Genomic DNA, 12,415 nt, shown 5'->3' with positions numbered 1-12,415 from the left:
GACATGGCGAAAAAGCCGTCTGTCAGCACTGCGGAGCGCCCGGCAGGGTGGCTCGATGCCTATCCGGTAGAGGTTTCCGGGGGGGATCTCTACGGCGATGCCTCCGGGGCGGCGGCGGCGTGCTGGAAATCGGTGGCGGAAGGGCTGGCGGCGAGTGCGGACGGCGATCTTTCCGTCCTGCAGGACGCGGCGGCCCGCCATGCGGCGGACCTGGGCCTGGCGTTTCGCGTTACTGGCGACGAGGAAGAGCGCGGCTGGCCGCTGACGGCGATGCCGTTGATCATCGGTGCCGGGGAATGGGCCGAAGTGGAGCGCGGCCTGATCCAGCGGGCTAATCTGCTCGAACGGCTGGCCGGGGATGTCTATGGTCCGCAGCGGGTGGTGAAGGAAGGCCACTTGCCTGCCGCTGTGGTCGCGGGCAGCCCGTTCTTCGCGCGCAAGATGCTGGACGGCAGGCCCCGCAACGGACACTTCATCCAGGTTTATTCCGCCGATCTCGCCCGCGGGCCGCGCGGGCAGTGGCGCGTGCTGCGGGACCGTGTGCGCATTGCCAGCGGTGTAGGCTATGCGCTGGAAAACCGCCTGGCGATGCTGCGTGCGGCAGGCCATGTCCTGGCTGACAATCACGTCCGGCGCGTTACCGATTTCTTCGCGCAGATGCGTGATGGCATGGCGGCGGCCTGCGGGCGGGACGGGCCGCGCATTGCCTTGCTGACGCCCGGCCGGTTCAATCAGACCTATGCGGAACAGGCGCATCTGGCACGCTATCTCGGCCTGCCGCTGGTGGAAGGGCGCGATCTGTCCGTGATCGATGACCGGCTCTATGTCGGCACGATCGCCGGGCCCAAGCGCGTCGATGCGGTCTGGCGCTGGATCAACACGACATCGCTCGATCCGCTGTCCTTCGATGCCAAGTCGCAACTGGGTGTTGCGCGCCTGTTCGATGCCTGGGCTTCGGGCGGCGTGGAAATGGTCAATTGGCCGGGCGCGGAAGTGCTGGAAACCCCGGCTTTTTCTGCTTTCATGCCGCGCCTGTTCAAAGTGCTGCTGGGCGAGGACCCGATCCTGCCCAACGTCGCGACCTGGTGGTGCGGCCAGGCGGCCGAAAGCGCGACTGTCTCCCGCCGCTTTGACGAACTGGCGCTGCTGCCTGCCTTTGGCCTGCCGGTGGAAGGGCTGCCCAGCCGGGAGCCTGCCGTGGGCAGCAGTTTCGGGGCAGAGGCGCGCACGGAATTGCTGGAGGCCATGCGGCGCAGGCCGATGGACTATTGCGCGCAGGAAATCGTCCATCTCTCGACCACGCCAGCGGTGATCGACGGCGCGATCGCTCCGCGGCCCTTTACCGTGCGCGCGTTTGTCGCCCGCACCGCCGATGGCGGCTGGACCGTGATGCCCGGCGGTTTCGCCCACCTGTCTTCCCGTCACACCCTGCCGACCTCGCTGATGGGGGCAGGGGACTTGTCCGGCGATGTCTGGGTGGTGGATGATAAGCCTGCGGGGCCCTCCGTCCCGCCGCGCCCTGCCGGGGAACCGCCGATTTCGCGCGGGGGCGGCATCCTGGCCAGTCAGGCGGCGGACAACCTTTACTGGTTTGGCCGTTACAATGAACGGGCCGAAACGGTGGTGCGGATCGTGCGTGCACTGCTGGGCAGTTCGATGGAGGGGGACAGCGCTGCCGAAACCGAAGGCGGGGGCGTGCCGGGCCTTGTCGATCTGCTGCTGCAATTCGGCGCGATCGATGCCGCGGCGGCAGACAAGCCGGTGGTGGAAGTGAGCGCCAAAGTGCTGACCGGCACGCGCCTGTCCGGCGGCGTGCCCGCGCTGATGCGCCAGCGGCTGCAAGTCGGGCTGGCACTGCGTGAACGCTTTGCCCGCGATTTCTGGCGCATTGTCAGCAGGCCGATACCCTCGATCAATGTCGAGCGGCCGCAAAGCATGCTCAGCTCCGCGCGCTGGCTGACCGAGCATTTCAGTGCCCTGGCCGGACTCGTTTCGGAAGACATGGTGCGTTCGGCGGCCTGGCGGTTCCTGCAGATCGGGCACCGGATCGAGCGTGCGCAGGCGATCTGCCGGATGGCGGCCCGGTTGTCGGGCGATGATTGCGGCGTGGAGCCGCTGGGCATGCTGCTCGACCTGTGCGACAGCCAGATCGTCTACCGCAGCCGCTACCTGACTGTCCCCATGACCAACCCGGTGCGCGATCTTGTCCTGCTCGATCCCGACAATCCGCGGGCGCTGAAGTTTCAGGTGGTGCAAGTGGTCGAGCACCTTTCCGCCTTGCCCAGCCTGCGCGACGACAATATTCCCGAGCCTCCGCTGCGTGCCGTCCGTGCGCTGCGCGGCGAGCTGGAAGCGGCACTTGCCCCCGACATGACGCCGGAGCGGCTGCGGGCTATCGAGCTGCAGCTCCAGAATTTGTCGGACGACATTTCCGAACGGTATTTCCTGAAGTTCGATCGTGAGGATGCGGAGAAGAGAACGCGGTTGCTGTGATGCGCTACGCCGTTACCCATAAGACAAGGCTGGAATACGCAACGCCTGTCAGGCTTGCGAAGTTCAACGTGCGTCTGCGCCCGGCCCAGTGGCAGGGGCAGAGGGTGAGCGGCTATGCGCTGACGGTCGATCCGCAACCCGCGCAAGTGCATGAGAACGATGGCGGCTACTATGTGAACGAAGCGCATTTCTCGCTGCGCGAACCGATTACCCGGCTGCAGATCGAGAGCCGCTTTACCGTGGAGCGCGAGCCGCTGCCGTTCTTTATCAGCGAGGCGTCCGGGCCGGGGCTTGCCGATCTGCGCGAGCGGGCGATGAAGACTCCCGATCTTTCGGCACTGGCGCCTGCGTCCTACATCTTCGCGTCACCGATCGCGGTGCCCGAGCACGATATCGCGATGTGGGCGGGCTCGTTTCTGGGCGAGGCCATGCCGGTGATGGAAGCCGGGCACACGCTGATGCAGGCGATCCATGAGGAATTCGCATTCGATTCCAGCGCCACTCTCACCGACACGCCGCCGATTCAGGCCTTCCGCAACCGCCACGGCGTATGCCAGGACTTTAGCCACGTGATGATCATCGCGGCGCGCGCGCATGGTATTCCGGCAGCCTATGTCAGCGGCTATCTGCGCACTCTGCCGCCGCCGGGGGAGGCGCGTCTGGTCGGCGCGGACGCCATGCACGCCTGGGTCAACCTGTGGTGCGGCGAAGATCTGGGCTGGGTCGGATTTGATCCGACCAATGCCGTGCTGGCCGGTGCCGACCACATCTTCATTGGCATGGGCCGCGACTATTCCGACGTTGCGCCGCTGGATGGCACCTTCCGGGGCTCTTCGCAGCAGAAGATGCTCTTTTCGGTGGACGTCGCGCCGCTGGACTGACGCGCGGAGCCAGTCAGCCGCGCGCGTCCCTGACAGGAGCCGGTTCGCCCGGAAAGATACCCGCGATTGCCAGCACCGCGCCCAGGCGGGAAAGGGCTTCGAGCATGTCGCCCACGCTTTCTTCTGCCACCAGCAGTTCCAGCGTGTCGCGCGTGGCCTGCGGCCCGCGATCGCGCATGGAAGTGACGAGTTCGAGAATGACAGCCTCATGCTCGGACACATGCGGGCAGGAAAGCGAGCAGAACGCGAACGTTTCCAGCGCATCGCGGTTGAACAGCAGCATCGTGCGGTGGAAGGCCTGCAGCCCCCCGATCATGCGCCATTTGGCGAAGGCCGGGGCCAGCATCCGGGCCGGGCAGCGCTTGTGCCCGATTGCCGTGACCCAGGCGCGCATGGACCAGACGAGGAAGCGGCCCCCTTCGTCGAGAGTGCTCAGGGGACGGTCGACATATTGATACATGGCCGAATCTCCAAAAGGGGTTGCAAATGAGAATGATTATCAATAGCTATTGATACGCGGCTTGGCTCTCTGGTCAAGCCCCTCCGGGCCCGGCGCTTGTCATGGGGCGCCCGGTTCACTCCTGAGACTAGGCCGGGGCGGCTTCTTGCCTTGCCCGCCCCGGCCATTTTCTTACAGGTTACAGCACTTGTGGGACGTGGCGGCGCATAGGCGTGAAGTGGCCAACCGTTAATCATTGTACGCTAGCAACCGGTGCTGAAACGGAGGACAGAGACTGGACCGGATGTGCTGAAGTTCAAGGCAGCCATACTTGAATTGATTGCGAAGGGCATGCCTCTTGCCGAGGTCATGGCCCAGATTTGCTGGCATATCGAAGACCGGCTGCCGGGGGTCACCTGTTCCGTTCTGACAGTGGACCGCAGCGGCACGCTTCATCCTCTTGCCGCGCCGAGTCTGCCTGAAGCCTATTCGCAGGGGCTCGATAACCTTGCTATCGGGCCGAAGGTCGGCTCCTGCGGGACGGCGGCCTATATCGCACAGCCGGTGGAAGCGCACGATATCGCGAACGATCCGCGCTGGGCACCTTTTCCGGACTTTCAGGCCGCAGCGCTTTCGCTGGGCCTGAAAGGCTGCTGGTCGTCGCCGCTGATAGATGACTCCGGGACGGTTCTGGCCACTTTCGCGCTCTATTTCAGCACGCCGCGCGGGCCCACCGATGAAGAACGCGAGATTGTCAGGGTCTGCCTGCACTTGTGCGAGCTTGCTTTTGCTCATCATTTCCGGGCCGCCGATCGTGAACGGCGGGCCAATACCGATGCGCTGACCGGGCTGCCCAACCGGGGCAGTTTCAGCCGGGCCATTGCCCATCTCAATTGCGATGATCCGGGCAGTTGGGCGATCCTGATCATGGATCTGGATAATCTCAAGACCGTAAACGACACCTTCGGCCATTCGATGGGGGACCGGCTGCTGCAGGAAGTCGCCGCGCGGCTGTCGCGCTTTGCGGTTCCCGACAGTGCATTCCGGATCGGCGGAGACGAATTCGCCCTGCTGGTGAAGGATCCCGCGCGGCTGGAAGATATCGGGCGAACTGCCGGGGACATTCTGGAGATTCTGGCTCCTGCCGTCGATTGCAATCAATTCTCCCTCATTCCCGAGGCCACCATAGGCGGGGCGGTTGTCGTTGGAGACGAAGCATCCGCCGATGCCGTGCGCCACAATGCCGATCTGGCGCTCTATCATGCGAAGGAAAGCGGGCGCGGCGGGTTCGTGAAATATTGCAGTGACATTGGCACGCGTATCACCGCGCATATGTCCTCGATCGAAAGCCTCGACGATGCGTTGCAGGAAGAGCGCATCGAGGCTTGGTATCAGCCGATCGTGCGCCTGAAGGATCAGCGTATCGTGGGGCTTGAGGCCTTGTGCCGCATGGTTTCACCCAGTGGAGAGATCATTTCGGCCGCATCCTTTGCCGATGCTGCCAGCGATGCACGCGTGGCTTCGGTGCTGACCGAACGTATGCTGTCGACGGTGGCGAGGGACATGAAGGTCTGGCGCGACCTGGGGATCGATTTCGGCTATGTCGGCGTCAATGTCACGGCCGTGGACATGCGTGGCGGGCGGCTTGAGGAGACGCTCGACAGGTTCTTTGCCGATGATGGGCTCCGCAACCGGCTCGTTCTGGAAGTAACCGAGAACGTCTATATTGGGGACCGGGACAAGCATGTTGCCGAAGCCATATCGGCCTTGCGCGGCCGGGGCGTGCGCATCGCGCTGGACGATTTCGGCACCGGTTTCGCCTCGCTTACCCATCTTCTGGAACTGCCGGTCGATTCCATCAAGATCGACCAGGCTTTCACGACCCGCCTGCCCGGTGACGAAGTAAGCTGCACGATCATCGCCGGGTTAGTCGCCATAGCCGAAAAGCTGGGAGCCTGCGTTACAGCGGAAGGGGTGGAAACGCCCGCCCAGGCGGCCAAGCTGCAGGAACTGGGGTGCAAGATCGGGCAGGGTTTCCTGTTCGCACGGAGCATGCCGCGCGCGGAAGTGGCACAGCTGCTGGCACGGCACGGGGCCGAAAACCCGCACAGCATACCGTTTTTTGTCCCGCAAGCGTCCGTTCCGAAGCAGCAAAGCACCCCGGCCCAAGCTCAGGACTGGCCGCTGCCGTTCTGCCAGAACATCTAGGGTAAGAATCTGACCAGGGGCTATTCCGTGGTCTCACCGTCGAAGTGCTCGTGCGCCGTGCTGGCTTCGGCACAAGTCTTGTGCACGGTGCCGTCGACGTGTTCGGGCGGACCGTAGATGGTGTAGAGCTTGAGCGGCTCCTTGCCGGTGCTCACCACGTTGTGCAGGGCGCCCGCGGGGACGACGATGCCGTCATCCGCCTTGACCTTGTGCACCACGCCATCAATCGAGACTTCGCCTTCTCCGGCCTCGATGCGGAAGAACTGGTCGATGTCGAGATGAACCTCTGCTCCGATCTCATCCCCGGGCTCGATGGACATGAGCACCAGTTGCAGGTTCTCTCCGGTGTAGAGAACCCGGCGGAAGTCGGTGTTCTCTTCGGTCAGTTTCTCGATGTCGTCGACGAAGCCCTTCTTCATGCCGGTGTCCTTTCCGATGGAATGTGCCTGCCACAATAACGGGTGGCAGGCGGTTGCGAATTGATCTGGCTCAGCGGTAATCGAACCCGTTGCCCTTCGGCAGGATCTTCAGCGAGTTCTGCTGGATCGCTGTCATGAGGTACGATCCCACGAGCATCGGCAGTTCCAGCATCTGCTTTTCGTCATAAGTCTTCGCCAGCGTATTCCACGAGGCGTCGGAAATGCAGTGGTCGGCGATCATTTCCTCTACTGCGCGCAGCAGGGCTGCGTCGTGTTCGCTCCAGCCGGGGGCGGAGGAGCCCGCGATCACGCGTTCGATCTCTTCGGGGGTGACGCCGAAGGCCTTGCCGATATCGACATGCTCGCACCATTCGAACGGGGCGCGGGCGAGCAGAGCGATGCGCAGGATCGCCAGTTCGCGCTCACGCGGAGGGATCGTGCCCTTGGCGGCGATTTCGAGGCCAAGCACCATCTGCGCGCGGAACATGCCGGGATGGCGCAGCGTGATCAGGCTGACATCGGGGAAGGGGCGGTCTTCCGGAATATTGAAGGCCGCGCGCATCCCGGCGACCTGTTCATGGCCCTCCGGGCTGACCTCGTCGAGCGTCAGCGGCGCGTAGCGGGGCCCGTTGGCGACGGTTTGCGCCATGCGCGCATCGGCGTCGAATTCATACTTCCCCGTGATCGGTTCTGCCATTTGCGTATTCCCGAATGTTGGATGTTGCGTGAGATCAGGCCGCCGTTTCGTGGAACGGGGCCCAGGTTTCCATATGTGTGCGGTAATCGGCGAATTGCGCGCGCACCGCATCGAAATCGAGACCGAACTTGGACGGATCGGGCTTGGTCATGCGCTCGGCGCTCTGATTGCTTTCCCACCACGCGCGCATGGCCTCCGCAAAGGCGGGCGAAACGTCCTGCCCCAGCCATGCGTAGAGCCCGCGTACTTGGCCCAGCGGATCGCGCTGCATCGCGCGGAAATGGATGTCGTAAAAGCGGTGATCGTTGCCGCGCTGCCGGAAATCGATCGCCCGGCGTATCCCTTCGGACCAGCAGTGCACGTTGAGTTCGCCGATGTAACGATAGTCCACATGATCGGTGAATTTCTCGATGATGTCTGCATAGACCGTCGCGACCGAGAGCATCACGTCAGTAGGGTCGCGGTGCGTCATCACGAAGCGGGCATCGGGAAAGGCCTTGTCCAGGGCATCGAGGTAGAGCAGGTGCGTGGGGGCCTTGAGCCGCCAAGGCCGGGCGGGTTCTCCCCATTGCAGCAGCTTGAGCACGCGCTTTTCGTAGAGATAGGTCTCGGTAAGGTCCGCCTCCAGCAGCCACGTGGCATAGCTGGGCACTTGCGCGAGGGCGAGGAAGATCTGGCTCTTGAAATCGAGTGCCATCAGATCCTGGCATTCCATCGCGCCGTCGATCCCCGAAGGCGTGCGCTTGCTGTCCTTGAGATGTTCATCCGCGGCACTGGCTGCAACGCCCCGGCGCGGGTCGGGCCCTTCGACGGTCGAAGGGGGCGGGCAGGGCTGCGAACTTTCCCAGACGCGCAGATAGCGGATATCCGGATCGCTGGAGAGCAGGAACGAAAGCGCGGTTGATCCGGTGCGCGGCAGGCTGACGCCGAACAGCGGATCGCGGATCTCCTCATCCGCGATTTCGGGATGGCGGCGATACCAGTCCTCCACCATCAGCCGCTGGCGCAGATGGAGCAGGATGCGGTCACGCAGGGCATGTTCGCCGATGGCATTCAGCCGGGCTTCGGTGTTGAGCGACGTGACCAGCTGTTCCAGCCCCTCGCGGAAGCTGTCGCCGCCGAAGTCGTCGAGGCCGGTGTCGCGCCGGGCGATTGCGATCAGGTCCTTGTCGTGTTCCATGGGCCGGTGTCTCCCCCATCGGGCGTGCTGTCCGGCTATTTCCGGATCGTGGACGCACTATGCGGGGGGAAGGTGCCCTGCGCCAACCGCTGCGGCGATGTTGGCGGATACGGCAGTGACCCTAGCCGCGCGCCGCGCGTACCGCTGCGCCGCCCGCGAACGGGGCAATGGCCAGCAGGACAAGGCTGGCCGCGCCGGTCAGCGCAAGGCCGCTCTCGCCGCCCATGCCCAGGCTTCCCGCGCCGAAGATCAGGATCGGCACGGCCATCGGGATCACCAGCAGCCCGGAGAGCGCCGCGCCGCCGCGCAGGCCCGCCGTCAGTGCCGCCACAGTCACGCCCAGCGCGGCCAGCCCCGGGGTTCCGGCCAGCAGTCCGGTCTCGACAATGCGCAAGGTGTTTCCGTTCAGCCCCAGCAGCGCCGAGGCGGGCAGGGCCGCCAGCATCAGCGGCGGGCCGAAGCTCAGCCAGTGGGCAAGCACGCGCACGGCGATCACCAGTTCCTCGGAAATGCCGCGCAGGGCCCATTGGTCGAACAGGCCCATGTCGATATCGGGCTCCACCAGCCGGTCGAGCGGGAGGATCGCGGCAAGCAGCGCCGCCACCCAGATCACCCCGCCGCCGGTTCGCGCCAGCAGTGGCGCGTCGGGGCCGACGGCAAAGGGATAGAGCATCGCCACCGACAGGAAGAACAGCACCGGCAGCACCGCGCCGCCGCCACGCCCGCCCAGCATCAGGCGCGCCAGATCGCGCTTGAGGAGAGCCCCTATCCGCCCGATCATGCCGCGTGCTCCGCCAGGGCGAGCCTGCCCATGCCGGGCAGGTCGAACGGCTGGTGCGATGCCACCAGCGCGATGCCGCCTTCGGCGCAATGTTCGGCCACGAGCCTTTCGGTCAGTTCCACGGCATGCACGTCCAGCCCGTTGAGCGGCTCGTCCAGCAGCCATACGCGTGCCTTCTGGCCGATCAGCCGGGCCAGCGCGGCGCGTTTCTTCTGCCCGGTCGAGAGGTAGCGCACCGGCACGTCGAGCAGGCCGGAAAGGCCCAGCCGCGCCAGTTCATTGTCGGCCGCGCCGTCGATCCGCTGCCAGAATGCAAGAGCCTTGCCGAGCGGTTGCATGGGATCGAGCGCGGGGCGCTCGTCGATCAGGCCGATGGAGCCGCAGACTTCCACCGATCCGGAGAAAGCCGGGGCCAGCCCGGCAACGATCCGCAGCAGGCTGGATTTGCCGATACCGTTGCTGCCCGCGATCTGCAGCGCCTCGCCCTGGTTCAGGCGCAGCGTCAGCCCGCGAAACAGGATCCTGTCGCCGCGACGGCACGCGAGGTCTTTTACGGCGATGGATGCCTCTTGCATGGCAGGGGGCGATAGTTGAAACCCGCAGCCCTGCCAAGGAGAGTGACATGGCCATCCCCCGACTGACCGATACCGAACGCGACGAGGCGCTGGGCAAGCTGCCCGGCTGGGCACTCAGCGAAGACGGCCTCGCCATCGAGATCGAACTGGAATTCGGCGATTTCAACGCGGCTTTCGGCTTCATGGCCCGCGTCGCGCTCTATGCCGACAAGGCTGATCATCACCCTGAATGGTTCAACGTCTACAACAAGGTGCGCATCCGCCTGACCACGCACGATGCAGGGGGGCTGAGCCGCCGGGATGTGGCCATGGCGCAGTTCATCGACGGGATCGTATGACCAGCCTGTGACCTGTAAAATGACTTAAGTTCAGTTTTTTGATCGAATATCCCGATCACTGTGACGACTCAGTCCTGTTTCCAAAGCGCTGCGCGCCGCGGGTAACTGCCTGCCGGTTTCTCGAAAACCGCTTTGCAACAGGATAGGAACAATGGTCAGGAAATCCCAACGTCTGTTCGCCTCGATGCTGGTGAGCACGGCGATCTTCATGGCTGCGCCCGGGGCAGTGGCGCAGGAAACGGCCGCGCCGGTGCGCGAAGGCATGACCAACAAGGACTGGTGGCCCAAAAGCCTCGACCTTTCGGCGCTGCGCCAGCATGAGGCCCAGTCCAACCCTTATGGCGCCGATTACGACTATGCGAAGGAATTCGCGTCGCTCGATCTGGATGCTGTGAAGGCGGACATCCGCAAGGTGCTGCATACCTCGCAGCCCTGGTGGCCTGCCGACTATGGCAATTACGGCCCGTTCTTCATCCGCATGGCCTGGCACAGCGCCGGGACGTATCGCGTGGGTGACGGGCGCGGCGGCTCGGACGGCGGCGAGCAGCGCTTCGAACCGCTCAATTCCTGGCCTGACAACGTCAGCCTCGACAAGGCCCGCCGCCTCGTCTGGCCGATCAAGCAGAAGTACGGGCGCAAGCTGTCCTGGGGCGATTTGATGGTGCTGTCCGGCACCGTCGCGCTGGAAGACATGGGCTTCAAGACCATCGGGTTTGCCGGTGGCCGCATCGATGCCTGGCAGCCGGATCTGGTGTTCTGGGGGCCGGAAATGAAAATGCTGGCCGCTGATCGCACCGGCAAGGACGGCAAGCTCAAGGGGCCGCTGGCGGCAACGCAGATGGGCCTCATCTACGTCAACCCGGAAGGGCCGGGCGGCAATCACGATCCGATTGCGGCTGCCGGAGCCATCCGCAAGGCGTTCGGCCACATGGCGATGAACGATGAGGAAACCATCGCCCTGATCGCAGGCGGCCACACGTTCGGCAAGGCGCACGGCGCACACAAGGCCGATGAGTGCCTTGGCAAGGATCCCGCGTCCGCCGGTGTCGAGGAACAAGGGCTGGGCTGGAAGAATTCGTGCGGCAAGGGCAATGCCGAAGACACGATCACCAGCGGGCTGGAAGGCGCCTGGTCGGCAGCGCCCACGCAGTTCACCACGCAGTATATCGACAATCTGCTGAACTACCATTGGGTGACGACCAAGAGCCCGGCGGGCGCCACGCAGTGGATCCCGACCGATCCCGCCGCTGCCAACCTGGTTCCCGACGCGCACCTTCCGGGCGTGACCCATGCGCCGATCATGTTCACTACGGACATGGCGCTGAAGCGCGATCCCCAGTTCCGCGCGGTGCTGGAACGCTGGCAGAAGGATCCCACGCTGTTCGCCAAGGCCTTTGCCCGCGCGTGGTTCAAGCTGACCCACCGCGATCTGGGCCCGCAGGCGCGCTATCTGGGTAAGGACATCCCCACGGAAACGTTCGCATGGCAGGATCCGCTGCCTGCGGCGGACTATGCGGTGATCGATCAGAGCGATGCGGCCCGGCTCAAGGCGCAGATCCTGGCATCGGGGCTGACCGTGCCCGAACTGGTGCGCACGGCCTGGGCTTCGGCCTCCACGTTCCGGGGCACGGACATGCGCGGCGGTGCCAACGGCGCGCGCGTCCGGCTTCAGCCGCAGCTCGACTGGGCGGTCAACGACAAGGCCGAACTCCTGCGCGTGACCGGCAGGCTCGAAGCGATCCGCAAGAGCTTTGCCAGGAGCGCCAGGGGCGGCAAGCAGGTCTCGCTCGCGGATCTGATCGTGCTGGGCGGCAATGCCGCGATCGAGCAGGCCGCCGCGAAGGCGGGCTACAAGGTCTCCGTGCCGTTCACGCCGGGCCGTGTCGATGCCGATCAGGCGCAGACCGACGTGACCTCGTTCGGCTATCTCGAACCCAAGGCGGACGGCTTCCGCAATTACTACGCGCAAGCCTCCTACGAAGCCCCGGCCCCGGCGCTGGTGGACAAGGCCGATATGCTGAACCTCACCGTGCCGGAAATGACGGTGCTGGTAGGCGGCATGCGAGCGCTCGATGCCAATGCGGGCGGATCGGCCAACGGTGTGTTCACCAGCCGTCCCGGCACGCTTTCGAACGACTTCTTCGTCAATCTGCTGTCGATGGGCACGGTCTGGTCGAAGTCGGCGGGAACGCCGGGCCTTTACGAAGGCAAGGACCGGACGACGGGCGCCACGAAGTGGACGGCCACGCCGGTCGATCTGATCTTTGGTTCCAATTCCGAACTGCGCGCGGTTTCGGAAGTCTACGCGTCAGACGATGCGGGCCAGATGTTCGCTGACGATTTCGTGGCGGCATGGACCAAGGTGATGAACGCCGACCGGTTCTAAACTGACCGGCAGGGCAGG

At 64.7% G+C, this 12,415-nt stretch carries 11 protein-coding genes; 5 read left to right on the top strand and 6 right to left on the bottom strand.

The window, feature by feature from the left end; genetic code table 11:
• The first annotated feature begins 3 nt into the window (after window positions 1-3).
• Window positions 4-2,493 (top strand): circularly permuted type 2 ATP-grasp protein, encoded by a 2,490-nt coding sequence (locus tag MTR66_RS01905; protein WP_243917413.1) that lies wholly within the window; start codon window positions 4-6, stop codon window positions 2,491-2,493.
• Window positions 2,493-3,374 carry a transglutaminase family protein gene (locus MTR66_RS01900; RefSeq protein WP_243917412.1) on the top strand — a complete coding sequence of 294 codons (882 nt, stop codon included), beginning with the start codon at window positions 2,493-2,495 and terminating at the stop codon, window positions 3,372-3,374. Before MTR66_RS01905 ends, MTR66_RS01900 begins: the two co-directional genes overlap by 1 nt.
• A gap of 13 nt (window positions 3,375-3,387) precedes the next feature.
• Here MTR66_RS01900 and MTR66_RS01895 read toward each other — a convergent pair whose 3' ends face one another.
• Window positions 3,388-3,834, bottom strand: a complete 447-nt coding sequence (locus MTR66_RS01895; RefSeq protein ID WP_243917411.1) for a hypothetical protein — start codon at window positions 3,832-3,834, stop codon at window positions 3,388-3,390.
• 330 nt (window positions 3,835-4,164) lie between these two features.
• Between MTR66_RS01895 and MTR66_RS01890 the strand changes: the two genes are divergently transcribed.
• The gene (locus MTR66_RS01890) at window positions 4,165-6,021 is read left to right on the top strand and encodes a bifunctional diguanylate cyclase/phosphodiesterase (protein ID WP_243917410.1); all 1,857 of its coding nucleotides are present in this window, start codon (window positions 4,165-4,167) and stop codon (window positions 6,019-6,021) included.
• Between the two features lie 20 nt (window positions 6,022-6,041).
• Here the strand turns inward: MTR66_RS01890 and MTR66_RS01885 are convergent, their stop codons facing one another.
• The 5 genes from MTR66_RS01885 to ccmA form a co-directional block, all read right to left on the bottom strand.
• Window positions 6,042-6,440 (bottom strand): cupin domain-containing protein, encoded by a 399-nt coding sequence (locus MTR66_RS01885; protein WP_243917409.1) that lies wholly within the window; start codon window positions 6,438-6,440, stop codon window positions 6,042-6,044.
• 70 nt (window positions 6,441-6,510) lie between these two features.
• Window positions 6,511-7,137, bottom strand: coding sequence for a carboxymuconolactone decarboxylase family protein (locus MTR66_RS01880; RefSeq protein ID WP_243917407.1), 627 nt, complete (start codon window positions 7,135-7,137; stop codon window positions 6,511-6,513).
• 34 nt (window positions 7,138-7,171) lie between these two features.
• A complete protein-coding gene (locus MTR66_RS01875) occupies window positions 7,172-8,317 on the bottom strand; it encodes a sulfotransferase family protein (protein ID WP_243917405.1) in 1,146 nt (381 codons plus the stop codon).
• A 121-nt stretch (window positions 8,318-8,438) separates the two neighbouring features.
• Window positions 8,439-9,098, bottom strand: a complete 660-nt coding sequence (locus tag MTR66_RS01870; RefSeq protein ID WP_243917403.1) for a heme exporter protein CcmB — start codon at window positions 9,096-9,098, stop codon at window positions 8,439-8,441.
• Window positions 9,095-9,673 (bottom strand): heme ABC exporter ATP-binding protein CcmA, encoded by a 579-nt coding sequence (gene ccmA / locus MTR66_RS01865; RefSeq protein WP_243917402.1) that lies wholly within the window; start codon window positions 9,671-9,673, stop codon window positions 9,095-9,097. Before ccmA ends, MTR66_RS01870 begins: the two co-directional genes overlap by 4 nt.
• Before the next feature lie 47 nt (window positions 9,674-9,720).
• Between ccmA and MTR66_RS01860 the strand changes: the two genes are divergently transcribed.
• Window positions 9,721-10,011, top strand: a complete 291-nt coding sequence (locus tag MTR66_RS01860; protein ID WP_243917401.1) for a 4a-hydroxytetrahydrobiopterin dehydratase — start codon at window positions 9,721-9,723, stop codon at window positions 10,009-10,011.
• A gap of 151 nt (window positions 10,012-10,162) precedes the next feature.
• Entirely contained in the window at window positions 10,163-12,397 is a 2,235-nt protein-coding gene (gene katG, locus MTR66_RS01855; protein WP_407673017.1) for a catalase/peroxidase HPI, read from the top strand.
• Window positions 12,398-12,415: the final 18 nt, after the last annotated feature.

It is taken from the genome of Novosphingobium beihaiense (assembly GCF_022832375.1).
GTDB classification, from domain to species: domain Bacteria; phylum Pseudomonadota; class Alphaproteobacteria; order Sphingomonadales; family Sphingomonadaceae; genus Novosphingobium; species Novosphingobium beihaiensis.
Note: the sequence above shows the minus strand (reverse complement) of the source record. Positions and strands in the feature narration are given on the sequence as shown.